Annotated in this window: 13 protein-coding genes and 1 other RNA gene; 11 read left to right on the top strand and 3 right to left on the bottom strand. The window is 58.9% G+C overall.

Translation table 11 applies throughout. The features are described from left to right. Positions 1-5 precede the first annotated feature (5 nt). The gene (locus BM317_RS15770; protein WP_092173336.1) at positions 6-1,409 is read right to left on the bottom strand and encodes a sodium-dependent transporter; all 1,404 of its coding nucleotides are present in this window, start codon (positions 1,407-1,409) and stop codon (positions 6-8) included. A gap of 117 nt (positions 1,410-1,526) precedes the next feature. Here BM317_RS15770 and smpB point away from each other — a divergent pair, with 117 nt between their 5' ends. After that, positions 1,527-2,009 (top strand): SsrA-binding protein SmpB, encoded by a 483-nt coding sequence (gene smpB, locus BM317_RS15765; RefSeq protein ID WP_042730880.1) that lies wholly within the window; start codon positions 1,527-1,529, stop codon positions 2,007-2,009. A 147-nt stretch (positions 2,010-2,156) separates the two neighbouring features. Here the strand turns inward: smpB and BM317_RS15760 are convergent, their stop codons facing one another. Beyond that, a complete protein-coding gene (locus tag BM317_RS15760; RefSeq protein ID WP_092173256.1) occupies positions 2,157-2,924 on the bottom strand; it encodes an FCD domain-containing protein in 768 nt (255 codons plus the stop codon). A 264-nt stretch (positions 2,925-3,188) separates the two neighbouring features. On the opposite strand from BM317_RS15760, the gene BM317_RS15755 reads away from it, so the two are divergent. From BM317_RS15755 to BM317_RS15710, 10 genes are all read left to right on the top strand, one after another. After that, a complete protein-coding gene (locus tag BM317_RS15755) occupies positions 3,189-4,883 on the top strand; it encodes a lactate permease LctP family transporter (protein WP_053118326.1) in 1,695 nt (564 codons plus the stop codon). 151 nt (positions 4,884-5,034) lie between these two features. Beyond that, a complete protein-coding gene (locus BM317_RS15750) occupies positions 5,035-5,859 on the top strand; it encodes a (Fe-S)-binding protein (RefSeq protein ID WP_092173253.1) in 825 nt (274 codons plus the stop codon). After that, positions 5,856-7,325 carry a LutB/LldF family L-lactate oxidation iron-sulfur protein gene (locus BM317_RS15745; protein ID WP_092173250.1) on the top strand — a complete coding sequence of 490 codons (1,470 nt, stop codon included), beginning with the start codon at positions 5,856-5,858 and terminating at the stop codon, positions 7,323-7,325. The genes BM317_RS15750 and BM317_RS15745 overlap by 4 nt, the downstream gene beginning before the upstream one ends. After that, positions 7,322-7,993 carry a LutC/YkgG family protein gene (locus BM317_RS15740; protein WP_092475020.1) on the top strand — a complete coding sequence of 224 codons (672 nt, stop codon included), beginning with the start codon at positions 7,322-7,324 and terminating at the stop codon, positions 7,991-7,993. The genes BM317_RS15745 and BM317_RS15740 overlap by 4 nt, the downstream gene beginning before the upstream one ends. Continuing rightward, on the top strand, positions 7,990-10,830 hold the full coding sequence (locus BM317_RS15735) for an FAD-binding and (Fe-S)-binding domain-containing protein (RefSeq protein ID WP_092475017.1): 2,841 nt from the start codon (positions 7,990-7,992) through the stop codon (positions 10,828-10,830). Before BM317_RS15740 ends, BM317_RS15735 begins: the two co-directional genes overlap by 4 nt. 124 nt (positions 10,831-10,954) lie before the next feature. After that, positions 10,955-11,242: a hypothetical protein gene (locus tag BM317_RS15730; protein ID WP_060739237.1), complete on the top strand. Its 288-nt coding sequence runs from the start codon at positions 10,955-10,957 to the stop codon at positions 11,240-11,242. 96 nt (positions 11,243-11,338) lie between these two features. Further along, positions 11,339-11,735, top strand: a transfer-messenger RNA (tmRNA) gene (gene ssrA / locus BM317_RS15725). A gap of 183 nt (positions 11,736-11,918) precedes the next feature. Beyond that, complete coding sequence (locus BM317_RS15720) at positions 11,919-13,175, top strand: integrase domain-containing protein (protein WP_092475013.1); 1,257 nt, start codon at positions 11,919-11,921, stop codon at positions 13,173-13,175. Between the two features lie 138 nt (positions 13,176-13,313). Then, positions 13,314-14,474 (top strand): STY4528 family pathogenicity island replication protein, encoded by a 1,161-nt coding sequence (locus BM317_RS15715; protein ID WP_092475010.1) that lies wholly within the window; start codon positions 13,314-13,316, stop codon positions 14,472-14,474. 302 nt (positions 14,475-14,776) lie between these two features. Further along, positions 14,777-15,022 (top strand): hypothetical protein, encoded by a 246-nt coding sequence (locus BM317_RS15710; protein ID WP_092475006.1) that lies wholly within the window; start codon positions 14,777-14,779, stop codon positions 15,020-15,022. Positions 15,023-15,240: 218 nt separating this feature from the next. Here BM317_RS15710 and BM317_RS15705 read toward each other — a convergent pair whose 3' ends face one another. Further along, positions 15,241-15,843, bottom strand: a complete 603-nt coding sequence (locus tag BM317_RS15705; RefSeq protein WP_092346838.1) for a hypothetical protein — start codon at positions 15,841-15,843, stop codon at positions 15,241-15,243. Between the last annotated feature and the right edge of the window lie 67 nt (positions 15,844-15,910).

Here is a 15,910-nt window from a genome sequence, read left to right as displayed (position 1 = left end):
AAGCGTCACTTCCAGAGCTGGGCGGCAAACACTACGAGAATGCCGATGGGCGCCACATAGCGCATCAAGAACAGGCTCAAGGCAAACAATACCGGGCTGCGCAGCGACAGTTCATCACGCACCGCTTCACGCCCCATGACCCATCCTGCAAACACCACGAAACACAAACCACCCAATGGCAGCATGATCCGTGATGTGAAGAAATCAATCACGCCGAAGAAATCCAGCCCTCCGGTCGCTCCCCACTGATAGAGATGGAACAGCCCACCTTCGTTCACGAAAAACTTCGCCTGCTTCCATATATTGAAGGAAAACACCGTACCCAGGCCGACAAACCAGCAAGTGAAAGCCAGCCAGAAAGTCACCCAGGCGCGGCTGATGCGGGTCCGCTCAACCAGGTAAGCCACCATGGGCTCCAACAGGGAAATGGCCGAACTCCAAGCCGCGATGGCCACCAGCACAAAAAACACCACGCCCATCACTTGGCCGAAAGCCATGCTGCCGAAGGCGAAGGGCAGGCTGACAAACATCAGCCCCGGCCCCTCGCTGGGGTTCAGACCTGCGGCGAACACAATCGGAAACAATGCCACACCCGCCAGCAGCGACACGAAAGTGTCCAGCAGCGCAACGCCAACGACGGTGCGCGTCAGCGAGGCGTTCTTGGGCATGTAGGCGCCGTAGATCATGATCGAGCCGACCCCGACGCTCAGGGAGAAAAACGCATGCCCCATGGCCGGCAGCAGGCCGTCCAGGACTTTCTCCGGCTGGAAGTCGAACATGAAATGCACGCCCTCCATGAAATGCCCGGTGGTCATGCTGTAGCCCAGCAGCACCAGGATCATCACGAACAGCAACGGCATCATGATCCGCAGGCTGCGCTCAAGCCCGGCCACCACGCCCCGGGCAATCACCACTGCCGAGAGGACCATGAAGATCGTGTGCCAAAGGGTCAGCCTCCAGGGATCGGCGATCACATTGCCGAAGTAGGCGCCCACCTGATCCGGCGTGGCCCCTTGGAAATCCCCACGCCCCATGTCGATGATGTAGTCCAGGGACCAGCCACCGACCACGCTATAGAAAGACAGGATCAACAGCGCCGTGATCATCCCGGCGAAGGCGCCCCACGACCACCTGGTCGAGTGTCCCGCTTCCACCGCCAGCACCTTCAGGGCATTGGCCGGGCTTTGCCGGGCCCGACGCCCGATCAGCGTCTCGGCCAGCATCACCGGTGCGCCGATCAGCGCGATGCACGCCAGGAACATCAATACGAAGGCACCGCCACCGTAGACGCCGACCATGTACGGAAACTTCCAGATACTACCCAGACCCACGGCAGAACCGGTCGCCGCGAGTATGAAGACCCAGCGGCTAGCCCAACTGCCGTGGACAGAAACCTTGTCTGTCGACATCGTGATCACGCCCAAGCGTTCAAAAAGAGGGCGCATTGTCCGGGATTCACTCAACGCGCTCAAGCACGCAGGTTCACCGTAGCCGACACGCTCGCAACTGCCTATAATGCCGCCCCTATGGCTAAACAGAAGAAACACCCCACAGGGACCATCGCGCAAAATAAAAAGGCGCGACACGATTACTTCATCGAACAGCGTTTCGAGGCTGGCATGGTCCTGGCCGGCTGGGAAGTAAAGAGCTTGCGTGCCGGCAAGGCACAGTTGGTCGACAGCTATGTACTGCTCAAGGACGGCGAGGCCTGGCTGCTGGGCAGTCATATCACGCCGCTGACCACCGCCAGCACCCACGTGATTGCCGACCCGGTGCGCTCGCGCAAGCTGCTGCTCAACAAGCGCGAGCTGGAAAAGCTCTTCGCCTCCGTGCAGCAGAAGGGCTACACCTGCGTCTGCACGTCGTTGTACTGGAGCAAGCACCTGATCAAGTGCGAAATTGCCCTGGGCAAGGGCAAGAAGGAGTACGACAAGCGCGATACCGAGCGCGAACGCGACGCCGGCCGCGAGCTGCAGCGCGCGGTGCGCAACAAGGGCAAGGAAGACTGATTCTTTCGCCGTTGAGAGCGCATTCGCGAGCAAGCCCGCTCCCACATTGGATTTTTTGCGAACACAGAATATGTGCACAGCAGTGATCCGGTGTGGGAGCGGGCTTGCTCGCGAATGCAGAAGCCCAATCACCACCGAACTCGCGACCTATATCCCTTTACGCCGCTCCGCCCGCGCCACCCGCTGCACTTCCTGACGCACCTCTTCCAAGACTTCCTGCACATACAAGATATGTCGGCTGGACACTTCCCGCGCCTGCTCGGCATGCCCGTCCATAATGGCTTGGTACAATTCCCGGTGCTGGCTGATCAGCATGTCGCGGGTTTCACTGCGCTGCTTGTACATGCCGCCGATGTTGGTGACGACGTTGCGCTTGAGCAGATCGAACAAGCCGCGAATGGTATGCAGCAAGACTGCGTTATGACTGGCCTCGGCGATCGCCAGATGGAACCGGGCATCTGCCGCGCCCTCCTCCGCCCGGCTGACCTCATCGTGGCGCGAATAACAATCCTGCAGCTCGTCGAAGGCTGCCGTCAGCCGCTCGCGATCCACATCCGTGGCCCGTTGTGCCGCGTAATACGCACAGGACGCCTCCAGGGTGTGGCGGAACTCCAGCAAGTCACGTTGCGCTTCAGGATTGCTTTCCAGCAGTTGCAGCAGCGGATCGCTGAATGTCGAGCCCAGTGACTCGACGACATAGTTACCACCGCCCTGGCGACTGACGAGCAAGCCCTTGGCGGCCAGTTTCTGGATCGCCTCGCGCAACGAAGGACGTGACACGCCGAACTGTTCGGCCAGGGTCCGTTCGGCCGGCAGGCGCTCGCCGGACTTCAGCGTGCCCTCAAGGATCATGCCTTCAAGCCGCTCGACAATATCGTCAGACAAACGGCGCTGACGAATCTGATCAAACCCCATAACTCAATTCTCCACGATCCCGACAGCTCGCCGGGCTCTCTATTCTGGCCCATCCGGGCCGTGCCCACACCCACCAAAAACCATTTGTCCGAACGGATCAGATGCCGTCTGCCACCACTTATTCGACGAAAGTTTCAGGGCGGCAAATTGACACACGACAACCAAGGCTTTTACCCTAGCCAACAGCGCTTGTAAATTGGTATTACCAATTAACCATGTCCGCTGATCAGTGCCTGACCAACAACAATTAGGGGCCCACCCATGATGCAAACCTGGCAACAGCTCTACAGCCCGCTCGGCAGCCTCGGCTTGTCCGCACTCGCGGCCGTTATTCCCATCGTATTTTTCTTCCTGGCCCTGGCGGTGTTTCGCCTCAAGGGGCATGTGGCCGGCAGCATCACCTTGGCCCTGGCGATTGCCGTGGCGATTTTCGCGTTCAACATGCCCGCAGACATGGCCTTCGCCGCCGCCGGCTATGGCTTTGCCTACGGCCTGTGGCCCATCGCCTGGATCATCGTCGCCGCGGTGTTTCTCTACAAACTGACCGTCAAGAGCGGCCAGTTCGAGGTGATTCGCAGCTCGGTGCTGTCGATTACCGATGACCAACGCCTGCAAGTGCTGCTGATCGGTTTCTGCTTCGGCGCGTTCCTGGAAGGTGCCGCCGGCTTCGGTGCACCGGTGGCGATCACCGCCGCGCTACTGGTCGGCCTGGGCTTCAACCCCCTGTACGCCGCGGGCCTGTGCCTGATCGCCAACACCGCCCCGGTGGCGTTCGGCGCCCTGGGCATTCCGATCATCGTGGCCGGCCAGGTCACTGGGATCGATGCCTTCAAGATTGGCGCCATGACCGGTCGCCAACTGCCCCTGTTGTCGCTGTTCGTGCCGTTCTGGCTGGTGTTCATGATGGACGGCCTGCGCGGCGTGCGGGAAACCTGGCCAGCAGCGCTGGTAGCCGGCTTGAGTTTCGCCATCACCCAGTACTTCACCTCCAACTTCATCGGCCCGGAACTGCCGGACATCACCTCGGCCCTGGCCAGCCTGATTTCCCTGACCCTGTTCCTGAAAGTCTGGCAGCCCAAGCGCACCGCTGGCGCCCAGATTGCCGGCGCGACTTCCAGCGCAACGGTCACCGCCAGCGTCGGCGGTTTCGGCCAGCCGCGCAGCACCGTGGCTTCGCCCTACAGCCTGGGGGAAATCATCAAGGCCTGGTCGCCGTTCCTGATCCTGACCGTGCTGGTGACGATCTGGACCCTCAAGCCGTTCAAGGCCATGTTCGCCGCGGGCGGCTCGATGTACGGCTGGGTGTTCAACTTCGCCATCCCGCACCTGGACCAGATGGTGATCAAGGTCGCGCCCATCGTGATCAACCCCACCGCCATCCCTGCGGTGTTCAAGCTTGATCCGATTTCCGCCACCGGCACGGCGATTTTCTTCTCCGCGTTGATCTCGATGCTGGTACTGAAAATCAACCTCAAGACTGGTCTTACCACTTTTAAAGAGACGCTTTTCGAGCTGCGCTGGCCGATCCTGTCCATCGGCATGGTCCTGGCCTTCGCCTTTGTCACCAACTACTCGGGCATGTCGTCGACCATGGCCCTGGTGCTGGCCGGCACGGGCGCAGCGTTCCCGTTCTTCTCGCCATTCCTGGGTTGGCTGGGCGTGTTCCTGACCGGTTCCGATACCTCATCCAACGCGCTGTTCAGCTCGCTGCAAGCTACCACCGCGCACCAGATCGGCGTCAACGACACCCTGCTCGTCGCGGCCAACACCAGTGGCGGCGTGACCGGCAAGATGATTTCGCCACAATCGATCGCGGTGGCCTGCGCGGCGACCGGGCTGGTAGGCAAGGAATCGGATCTGTTCCGTTTCACCCTCAAACACAGCCTATTCTTTGCAACGATTGTCGGTCTGATCACGTTGGCCCAAGCCTACTGGTTTACCGGCATGCTGGTTCATTAAGTCCTACACGCAATACTGGAAAAACCGACGCCGAACCGTGATTTCGGCGTCTGCTATTCACAACCGGGTCTGCAAGGCTGCTGAAAGATTTCCTGGCTATATTCAGCAGCCTCAGCGGACGGATAACCGGGACCACCCGGAGACACGCCTGATGAGCGAGCTTTTTTACAACGCCGTACCGAACGCGACCCGTGTCGCCCCGCCCTTGCCCGAACCTCGGCAGTACCCCAGCGAGAAGCCGCGTCGGGTCTACCTGTTCGGCACGTGCGTGGTGGACCTGTTCTATCCCGAAGCCGGGATGGATGCGATTCATCTGCTGGAGCGCGAAGGGATCCGGGTGGATTACCCGCAAGGGCAAAGTTGCTGCGGACAACCGGCCTACACCTCGGGGTACACCGAGCAGGCACGGACGGTGGCACGGGCGCAACTGGCCCTGTTCGCCGAAGACTATCCGGTGGTGGTGCCCTCGGGTTCCTGCGCCGGCATGCTGCGCGAGCATTACGCCGACCTGTTCAAGGACGAGCCGGAAACCCTCAAACAGGTGCAGGCCCTGGCGGCCCGGACCTATGAACTGGCCGAGTTCCTGTTGTTGGTCTGCAAGGTGCAGTTGAACGACGGCGGCGAGCCGATGAAGGTCGCGCTGCATACGTCTTGCTCGGCACGGCGTGAGATGAATACCCACTTGCACGGCCGCGCGTTGTTGGCGCAGTTGCGTAACGTGGAGCGAGTCGAACACAGCCACGAAAGCGAGTGCTGTGGGTTTGGTGGGACATTCAGCGTACGCATGCCGGATATTTCCGGCGCGATGGTGGCCGACAAGACCCGGGCGCTGAAGGAATCCGGCGCACATCAGGTCGTCAGCGCCGACTGCGGTTGCTTGATGAACATCAACGGCGCATTGGAAAAACAGCAGGAGGCGTTGCGCGGCAAGCATCTGGCAAGCTTCCTCTGGCAGCGTACCGGAGGTGCCGCATGAGCACGCCAACGCTGATCCCGACCGTTGAAGTACCGGTTGAGGCGCAGGGAGATTTTCGTGCCCGAGCCCACAAGGCCCTGGACGACACGCAACTGCGAAACAACTTCCGCAGCGCGATGGATTCACTGATGACCAAGCGGGCAGCGTCCTTCAGCGATGCCCACGAAAGAGAACACCTGCGGGTGCTGGGCAATGCGGTCCGCGCCCGTGCGTTATCCAAGCTGCCCGACCTGCTCGAGCGACTGGAAACCAACCTGACCCGCAACGGTGTGAACGTGCATTGGGCGGAAACGGTGGACGAAGCCAATGGCATCGTCCTCTCGATCATCCGCGCTCACGAGGCGCGGCAAGTGATCAAGGGCAAATCGATGGTCAGCGAAGAGATGGAGATGAACCATTTCCTCGAGGCTCGGGACATTGAATGTCTCGAATCCGACATGGGGGAATACATCGTCCAGCTCGACCACGAGAAGCCTTCACACATCATTATGCCGGCGATCCACAAGAATGCCGGTCAGGTCGCGTCCTTGTTCCACGACAAACTCGGCGTGGAGTACACCAAGGACGTCGACCAACTCATTCAGATCGGCCGCAAGGTATTGCGGCAGAAATTCTTCGAAGCCGACATCGGCGTCTCCGGCGTCAACTTCGCCGTTGCCGAAACCGGCACGCTGCTGCTGGTGGAAAACGAAGGCAATGGGCGGATGTCCACCACCGTGCCGCCGGTGCACATCGCCGTGACCGGCATCGAAAAAGTGGTGGAGAACCTGCGCGATGTCGTGCCACTGCTCTCGCTGCTGACTCGCTCGGCCCTCGGCCAGCCCATCACGACCTACGTCAACATGATCTCCGGGCCACGCAAGGCCGATGAGCTGGACGGTCCCCAGGAGGTCCACCTGGTCCTGCTCGATAACGGTCGCAGCCAGGCGTTTGCCGACAGCGAACTGCGCCAGACGCTGAACTGCATTCGCTGCGGCGCCTGTATGAATCATTGCCCGGTCTATACCCGAATCGGCGGCCATGCCTACGGCGAGGTGTACCCGGGACCTATCGGAAAAATCATCACGCCGCACATGGTCGGCCTGGCCAAGGTGCCGGACCACCCGAGCGCCTCTTCGCTGTGCGGGGCCTGCGGTGAAGTGTGTCCGGTGAAGATTCCGATCCCCGCGCTGCTGCGGCGGCTGCGGGAAGAAAACGTCAAGGCGCCGGACAGCCCGAACCCGGTGATGCGCGGCCAGGGCAGCAAATACTCGCCCAAGGAGCGTTTCATCTGGAATGCCTGGGCCTGGCTCAACAGCTCGCCGCGGCTGTACCGACTGTTCGGGTTCCTCGCCACGCGCCTGCGCGCCCTGACACCCAAAAACGTCGGCCCATGGACCCAGAACCACAGCGCCCCCCAACCCGCCGCCCGCTCATTGCATGACCTGGCCCGCGAACACCTGAACCAGCAGGGAGACCGCCGATGAGCGCCAAGAACAATATCCTCGCCAAGCTGCGTAAAAGCCTGACGGGCGCCACACCCGTTACCGACAACTTCGATGTCGAACTGGTGACGCAAACCTATCGCTACGCGCCGGAGGAACGCATTCCCCAGTTGCGCAAGCTGATGGAAGCGGTCCACACGGAAATCCATCTGACGTCCGAGGACGGCTGGCCGGCCCTGCTCGCGCAATTACTGCGCGACCGTCAATTGCCGAGCCTGCTCATCGCCCCGACCACCGCACACGGGAAAAAAATCGCACAGTTCTGGGCGAACAATCCGGACCTGCCAACCCTCAAGGCTTACGACCGCCCCATTGAGGAATGGAAAGCCGAGTTGTTCAACGACACCCCGGCCAGCCTCACCGGAACCCTCGGCGCCATCGCCGCCACCGGCAGTCTGATTCTCTGGCCAACGCGGGAAGAGCCGCGACTGATGAGCCTGGTACCGCCGGTGCATTTCGCCCTGCTCAAGGCCAGCGAGATCCGCGACAACTTTTATGAAGTGCAACAGGAGTTCGAATGGGCCCAAGGCATGCCCACCAATGCCCTGCTGGTGTCCGGCCCGTCGAAAACCGCCGACATCGAACAAGTCCTGGCTTATGGCGCCCATGGTCCGAAGGATCTGGTGGTCTTGATTCTGGAGGACCAATGACCCTTCCAGCCCCTTTCCTGCGTGACGTCCAACAGCTGATCCCACAAAAACGTCGTTTCGACGACCCCTTGTCGACCTTGGCCTTCGGCACCGACGCCAGTTTCTATCGGCTGATTCCGAAACTGGTGGTACGCGTCGAGTCCGAAGATGAAGTGATTGCCCTGCTGAAACTGGCCCAACGGGACCAGGTCCCGGTCACGTTCCGCGCCGCCGGCACCAGCCTGTCCGGCCAAGCCATCAGCGACTCGGTACTGATTGTGCTGGGGGATAACTGGAACGGTCGCGAGATTCGCGAGCAAGGCACGCAGATTCGTTTGCAACCCGGCGTGATCGGCGCCCAGGCCAACGCCTGGCTGGCTCCGTTCGGGCGCAAGATCGGCCCAGACCCGGCGTCGATCAACGCCTGCAAGATCGGCGGCATCGTCGCCAACAACGCCAGCGGCATGTGCTGCGGCACCGCGCAGAACACCTATCACACCCTGGCCGGTATCCGCCTGGTACTGGCCGATGGCACACGCCTGGACACAGAAGACGACAACAGCGTGGCGGCTTTTCGTACAAGCCATGGAGAACTGCTGGAACGCCTGGCCACCCTCGGTCGCGAAACCCGCGCCAACACCGAATTGGCCGCTCGAATTCGCCACAAATACCGTCTGAAAAATACCACCGGCCTGTCACTCAATGCCCTGGTGGATTTCGACGAGCCTGTGGATATCTTGAGCCACCTGTTGGTGGGCTCCGAAGGCACCCTCGGCTTCATCAGTGCGGTGACCTACAACACCGTCATCGACCATCCGAACAAGGCTTCGGCGCTGATCGTATTCCCGGATGTGGAAACCTGCTGCAACGCCGTCACCGTGCTGAAAAGCCAGCCGGTATCGGCCGTGGAACTGCTGGATCGCCGCAGCCTGCGCTCGGTGCAGGACAAACCGGGCATGCCGGATTTCGTACAGCATCTGTCGATTAATGCCTGCGCCTTGCTGATCGAATCCCGCGCGGCTTCTTCGTCGTTACTACAGGAACAGCTGGCCCGGATCATGACCTCCCTGGCCGGCTTCCCGGTGGAAAAACAGGTCGACTTTACCGAAGACCCACGGGAAAACGCCCGGCTCTGGGCGATCCGCAAAGACACCTTTCCAGCCGTGGGGGCGGTACGCAAAACCGGGACTACGGTGATCATCGAAGACGTGACCTTTCCGGTGGAACAACTGGCCCTCGGCGTGAACCGCCTGATCGAGTTGTTCGACAAACATCACTACGACGAAGCGATCCTTTTCGGACACGCGCTGGAAGGCAATCTGCACTTCGTCTTCACCCAGGGCTTCAACAGCGCCGAAGAAGTCGCACGCTACCAGGCGTTCATGGATGACGTGGCGCACTTGGTAGCAGTGGAGTTCGGCGGCTCGCTGAAAGCCGAACACGGCACCGGGCGCAACATGGCGCCGTTCGTCGAGCTGGAATGGGGCAGTGATGCCTACCAGTTGATGTGGCAGCTCAAACGGCTGCTCGACCCCAATGGCATCCTCAACCCGGACGTGGTGCTCAGCGAAGATCCGCAGATCCACCTCAAGCACCTCAAGCCCCTGCCGGCCGCCGATGAGATCGTGGACAAGTGCATCGAATGCGGCTTCTGCGAGCCAGTGTGCCCGTCCAAAGACCTGACCTTGAGCCCGCGCCAACGCATCGTCATCTGGCGGGATATCCAGGCGAAAAAACGCGCCGGCACGAACACCACCGAACTGGAGCGTGCCTACCAATACCAGGGCATCGACACCTGCGCCGCCACGGGCCTGTGTGCGCAACGTTGCCCGGTAGGCATCAATACTGGCGAGCTGGTGAAAAAACTGCGCAGCCGTGACGCAACGAAGACGAAAACCGCTAACTGGATTGAGGGAAATTTCGCCACCACGCTGCAAGGCGCACGCTTTGCCCTGCACGTCGCCAACGGTGCGCGCATGCTGCTGGGCGCCCCCCGCCTGGCAAAACTGTCGGCCTCGTTGACGCGCCTGTCCATGGGCCAGGTGCCGCAATGGACCAGCGCCATGCCGCAGCCGGAAAAGGCCATCCGTTTCAGCCCCACCGTGCCGGACGAACGCCCGAGAGTGGTGTACCTGGCGGCTTGCGTGTCGCGGGTCATGGGCCCGACGGCGGCGGACAAGGAGCAGATGTCGCTGTACGACAAGACCCGCGGCCTGCTGGAAAAGGCCGGCTACCAGGTGGTTTTTCCAGACAATGTGGACAGCCTCTGCTGCGGCCAGCCCTTTGCCTCCAAAGGCTACACAGAACAGGCCGAGCACAAGCGCCAGGAACTGATCGGTGCCTTGCTGCATGCCAGTCGCGGCGGGCTCGACCCCATCTACTGCGACACCAGCCCCTGCACACTACGGTTGGTCCAGGACCTTGGTGACGTGCGCCTGGATCTGTACGACCCGGTACGCTTCATCCGTACCCATTTGATGGAGCGTCTCGACTTCATCCCCCAGGAGGCGCCCATCGCCGTGCACGTCACCTGCAGCACGCAGCACCTCGGCGAAAGCCAGGCGCTGATCGACCTGGCGCGCAAGTGCAGTAAAAACGTGGTCATCCCCGAAGGCATCCATTGTTGCGGTTTCGCCGGCGACAAGGGCTTCACCACGCCGGAGCTCAACGCCCACTCACTGCGAACCCTCAAGGACGCGGTTCAATACTGCACCGAGGGCATTTCCACCAGCCGTACGTGTGAGATCGGTCTGGCGCGTCATGGCAAAATCGACTACCACGGATTGGTGTATCTGGTGGACCGGGTGACCCACCCCAAAGCCGCCACCAAGGAAGGGGCTCTTCCGGCATCAGGTTAAAAAATCGAATTCCTGCGCTTCGTTGTAGTCACTTGAATAGGCCCGGTTCCGCTGGGCCATCTACCGACTCGGCCCGGCCGCGACTGTCCAGCGGCACCGAGACCATACGTTTAAGGAGATACACATGAAGCGCACCGCACTTGCTGGCTTGTTCATTTCCGCTGCGATGTTGGCCTCTCCGGTGTTTGCAGGAAGCCAGGATGACCTTTGCAAAATCAATCTGCAGAAGATCAGCGACGCCAAAGTCAGCACCGAGCAAATGAGCGAAGGTCTGAAGACCGACATCGACGCCACCGTTGGACAAGCCAAGGCTGAGCATGCCAAAGGCACCAAAGAAGGCACCGAAAATTGCATCTCGTTGACCAATCAGGCCATCCAGAAGCTACAGAACAACACCAAAGGCGGCCAGTAACACCGCAGTTGGCCAACCTTCGGGTTGGCCTAAGACCCGGATTGGCGTACACTGCACATGCCTGCCGCTCCAACAGCTTCATGGAGCGACAGGTTCGGGGCCGTTTAGGATTCGACGCCGGTTGCGAAACTTTAGGTGCATGCCGAGTTGGTAACAGAACTCGTAAATCCACTGTTGCAACTTCTATAGTTGCCAATGACGAAAACTACGGCCAGGAATTCGCTATCGCTGCGTAAGCAGCCTTAGATCCTGAGCTTCTGGTACCTTCGGGTCCAGCAATCATTAGGGGATGTCCGTAAACCCAAAGTGATTGTCATATAGAACGGAATCGCCGTGCAGTACGTTGTGGACGAAGCGGCTAAAACTTACACAACTCGCCCAAAGCACCCTGCCCGTCGGGTCGCTGAGGGTTAACTTAATAGACACGGCTACGCATGTAGTACCGACAGCAGAGTACTGGCGGACGGGGGTTCAAATCCCCCCGGCTCCACCACTTCATCATCTAAAGACGTCCACGGACGTCTTTTTTTGTGCCTGAAACCCAGTAAATACGGGGGTTTCAGCGCCACTGGGCTCCATAGCACTTCACGCTGATCCATTTTGAAATGTATTCCAAGGCGTATTCCAAGCCCATGGCTGGTAAATTTTGGAATACACGAACAGCGTTGGAGTACCCATGGGCGCCCAAGCCACACGCCTTTCAGACCTGAAAATCAGAGCCACCAAACCCAAAGCCAAGGACTACATACTGACCGACGGCAACGGCCTCCAACTGCGAGTCCGTACCAATGGTTCGAGGCTATGGAATTTCAACTACGTCCATCCCGTGACGAAAAAACGGATCAACATGGGACTGGGAACATTCCCTGAGCTCAGCCTGGCTCAAGCGCGAAAACGCACCGTTGAAGCCAGGGAATTGGTCGCCCAGGGATTGGACCCGAAAGAGCAGCGCGATGCAGATCGCCAAGCGAAGAAAGCCGCGACAGAGCACACCTTTCAAAACGTGGCGACGGCCTGGTTTGAACTGAAGAAAGATTCCGTAACAACCGCCTACGCTGAAGACATTTGGCGCTCGCTCACGCTGCACATCTTCCCGGATTTACACGCGAACCCAATTTCCGAAATCAGCGCTCCCCAGGTCATCAAGCTGCTTAAGCCACTTGAGACCAAAGGCAGCTTGGAAACGGTCAAGCGCCTGACCCAACGCCTCAACGAAATCATGACTTACGGGGTGAACTACGGACTCATTCATGCCAACCCCCTGAGCGGAATTCGATCAGTCTTCAAAAAACCAAAGAAGAAAAACATGCCGGCATTGCCCCCCGATGAGCTCAATGAACTCATGGTGGCGATTGCCAACGCCAGCATCAAAAGAACCACCCGGTGTCTCATCGAGTGGCAACTCCACACGATGACTCGGCCAGCAGAAGCTGCGACCACCCGATGGGCTGACATCGACTTCAAGAAGAAGATCTGGACGATCCCAGCGGAGCGCATGAAGAAACGTCGCACACACATCATCCCGCTCACGGAGCAATCTTTGGCGCTCCTGGAGGCCATCAAGCCCTACAGCGGACACCGGGAGTACGTGTTTCCCGCCGACCGTAATCCTCGCACCCATTGCAACAGCCAGACCGCGAACATGGCGTTGAAACGGATGGGCTTCGAAGGGCGCCTGGTCAGTCATGGAATGCGCTCGATGGCGAGCACCATCCTCAATGAAAAGGGTTGGGACCCAGAGCTAATCGAAGTTGCGCTTGCCCACGTCGATAAGGACGAGGTACGTAGCGCCTATAACCGAGCGGACTACATTGAGCGCAGACGGCCGATGATGCAGTGGTGGAGTGAACACATCCAGGGAGCAGCTACCGGCAATCTCTCGGTATCAGCAACCATCGAAAGCAGTGATCGGAAAGTCGTCGCCATACGCTGATGAAGGACTGTCATCGGCGATATGGAACAGCGATAAATCCGGTGGTGATGCAAATCGTATTGTCGAGTTACACGAAGGTTGATCCGCGATGAGATGCAGAGGAACGGGCCGTCGTGGCCCATACCTCGGAGTCATCTCATGGCAGACCTACGCACTCACCAGAACTCACAAGACCAAGATGCTCTGAGCGCTACCTTGACGGCGCTCATGCTCGATCAGCGCCTTACCCCGTTGGAGCGCAATGGCTGGCAGGTCCTGCGCATGCTTCGCACCGCTGATGGCCTCAGTCCGCTCGTGAACATGGGGCAGCTGCGCCGCTACCTCACGTGTACTCCCTGCGGGCAGCGAGCGGGCGCTGCCACGGCTTGGCGCGCTTTAGCGGTACTGCGGCTTACAGGATGGATCAGCTTCGTAAGGCAACATTGCGATCTCCTGACTGGCAATGTTCAAAGCGTGCTGTATCGAGTCAACGAGCGCGCCCTAAGCTTCCATGAAGCTTGTGCTCTCGACGACAGCCTGGAGGAGCTTATGGCTACCTGCATCGGCCATGAAAACAAACAAATCAAGCATCTTGCCGAGCACGTTCTGGCGACTTCTGAGCAGACGCCTGAACATCCCCCCATTGCCATTCGGGAGCAACGGAACAAAGACGATGAACCACCGCCCTCCGCGCCATCGCGAAAGCGTTCTAGGTTCAACCGAACATCCGCACCTACTGCTTCCGCAAACAGATCGACCGTTACACAGCAGACCAAACAGACCCGCCAGATACCTCAAGAGCAACACCGTACGTATAAGACGTATTTATACAAAAAAGAACGTACGTACCGCGCGCATACGCGTGAGGAAAGCGATTCACCATCAGCGCTCTTGGCGTTGCCGCCATGCCTGGCCAGCGCCAAAGCAGACCAGCAACGAGACGTGCTGGCGGCCTTGAAACGGTTGCCGTCACACCATCGCCAGGACGTGCTGGACGAACTACAGGCACGCAGCCAAAGCGGCACAGTACGCAATGTCGTCGCCTATTTCTTCGCCCTAGCGAAGCGTGTGTTGGCCGGCGAGTTTCACTTGTGGGCCGGCCGCAAAAAACAGAATCAAGCTGGCGACCCAGTTGCAATGCCGCCCGCACCCCGCGTTCGCACAGAAGCGCTCAAGAAGCCACCAGAGCGCTCGGCATGGCGCGAAATTGGCCGGCCACACATTGCCAACATGCGAGAAATCCTGGCCGGTCCTAGGGGCGCTGGAGACTTGGCGGCACAGGTGATGAAAGACAAAGGGTGGCAGGCGTGTCCTGCATAGGGCGGACTTCAACGCCTGTAAACTCATGATCCCCGGTGCTACTACCCAATATCTGGTAACACTCGATAGCCAGTTTTTGGATTGACAGCAAATGTTCGTGGGAGCACTTTCACGAGTGCATATCAGCCGTCAGGATCATCAAGACGGCGCTGCGGTTTTCCGCAGGATCCGCCCAATGACCGCATCGCTTCCGGCAGCGCGGACAGTCGACTTGAGTGTCGAAGGAAGCAAGCTATCCCATCCCACCCACGACGGGCCTCCCCCGTCCTGGGGCAGGCCTTTCTTTGTTTTTGGAGGCCTTAATGAAAAATCGACTGGCAATGTATAGAGCCCTGAAGGCTATCAACGTGCCTGAGCAGCAAATCGAAGCAGTTATCCAAGCCATGGACTCTGATGTGCATTTATCCTCTGCAGGTAAATCCGATCCCGACGCAGCGCAGTTTCGGGCAGAGCTATCCCGGTTTGGGGTAAGTCTCCTGATGAATATCGGCGTGATGCTCTCCGTCGCGACGGCGATTCTCTTCGCCGCGGTCGCGTTTACTCATTAACGAGACCACCTTTTTCGCTGGTATCAGGAGCCACCTGTTCTAGAACAGGTGGTTTTTTCTTGGGTGCAAGTCACTTGATTGCACAGACCGTAAAGACATTTGGCCAAGGGCACCTATCGGCCAAAAGTGGCACTCGTCAGAGGGTCTATAGACCGTCAAGGTCGCGAACTTTTTCTTGGATAAGATCTTTGCGCCAGCACAAGCATAAAGCCCATTTTTTACGAGCGGAAGACTCCGCCACTGCCGTCAAATTTGACTAAGAGATCATGAATTCTGCCTACCTCATCAACAATTGGCTGAATCTCGTATCGCTCACCTAAAACTTGAAATATACCTTCCTTCAAGTAGTAAGCCCTGAAGATGTGATGCGGTACGTCCGAGTCTTCAGGCTCAGAAAGAATAAGGCTAGGAAAAATGTATCCGACTATCCCCTCTTGAAGATAAAGATCAAGCCGCTCGTCAAAGTGCTCGATCGAGTTTCTTAACGCCCTATTCATCAGCGGGCTGTCGTCTTTTACACCAAAGACCTTCGACAGGTACTGTCCGCGATCCCTGTGAATGGTCTTCTTGTCCGTTCCCTTTACACCATCACGCGACGGGAAGAAATATCGCGATATAGCTCCAGACTGGTTGACGACGTTATGCAAGCAGTCCAGTAATAAGTCCTTCTTTTCTTGCGGATCAATCTCCCGAATTGAGATCTTCTCGATGATTTTTTCTGCAATGCTGCACGACTGGAGTGCAGAGGTCGTATTGAAGAGCATCGATTGAATGTAGAACGCCTCGTACGGCGTCCAGATACTAAATGCCCCGTTCTCCATCCCTCATATCCCTCTATTCATGTTCAAAATTTAGCAGTTCATATACCGAAGAATAGTGCCTAGAGGC

The organism is Pseudomonas sp. NFACC24-1 (assembly GCF_900115235.1).
Classification (GTDB): domain Bacteria; phylum Pseudomonadota; class Gammaproteobacteria; order Pseudomonadales; family Pseudomonadaceae; genus Aquipseudomonas; species Aquipseudomonas fluorescens_AA.
This window is presented reverse-complemented; position numbering and strand designations above follow the sequence as displayed.

Bases quoted from the DNA above. Each gene is read 5' to 3' on its own strand.
- BM317_RS15770 (WP_092173336.1), bottom strand. From the start codon at position 1,409: ATGTCGACAGACAAGGTTTCTGTCCACGGCAGTTGGGCTAGCCGCTGG.
- smpB (WP_042730880.1), top strand. From the start codon at position 1,527: ATGGCTAAACAGAAGAAACACCCCACAGGGACCATCGCGCAAAATAAA.
- BM317_RS15760 (WP_092173256.1), bottom strand. From the start codon at position 2,924: ATGGGGTTTGATCAGATTCGTCAGCGCCGTTTGTCTGACGATATTGTC.
- BM317_RS15755 (WP_053118326.1), top strand. From the start codon at position 3,189: ATGCAAACCTGGCAACAGCTCTACAGCCCGCTCGGCAGCCTCGGCTTG.
- BM317_RS15750 (WP_092173253.1), top strand. From the start codon at position 5,035: ATGAGCGAGCTTTTTTACAACGCCGTACCGAACGCGACCCGTGTCGCC.
- BM317_RS15745 (WP_092173250.1), top strand. From the start codon at position 5,856: ATGAGCACGCCAACGCTGATCCCGACCGTTGAAGTACCGGTTGAGGCG.
- BM317_RS15740 (WP_092475020.1), top strand. From the start codon at position 7,322: ATGAGCGCCAAGAACAATATCCTCGCCAAGCTGCGTAAAAGCCTGACG.
- BM317_RS15735 (WP_092475017.1), top strand. From the start codon at position 7,990: ATGACCCTTCCAGCCCCTTTCCTGCGTGACGTCCAACAGCTGATCCCA.
- BM317_RS15730 (WP_060739237.1), top strand. From the start codon at position 10,955: ATGAAGCGCACCGCACTTGCTGGCTTGTTCATTTCCGCTGCGATGTTG.
- BM317_RS15720 (WP_092475013.1), top strand. From the start codon at position 11,919: ATGGGCGCCCAAGCCACACGCCTTTCAGACCTGAAAATCAGAGCCACC.
- BM317_RS15715 (WP_092475010.1), top strand. From the start codon at position 13,314: ATGGCAGACCTACGCACTCACCAGAACTCACAAGACCAAGATGCTCTG.
- BM317_RS15710 (WP_092475006.1), top strand. From the start codon at position 14,777: ATGAAAAATCGACTGGCAATGTATAGAGCCCTGAAGGCTATCAACGTG.
- BM317_RS15705 (WP_092346838.1), bottom strand. From the start codon at position 15,843: ATGGAGAACGGGGCATTTAGTATCTGGACGCCGTACGAGGCGTTCTAC.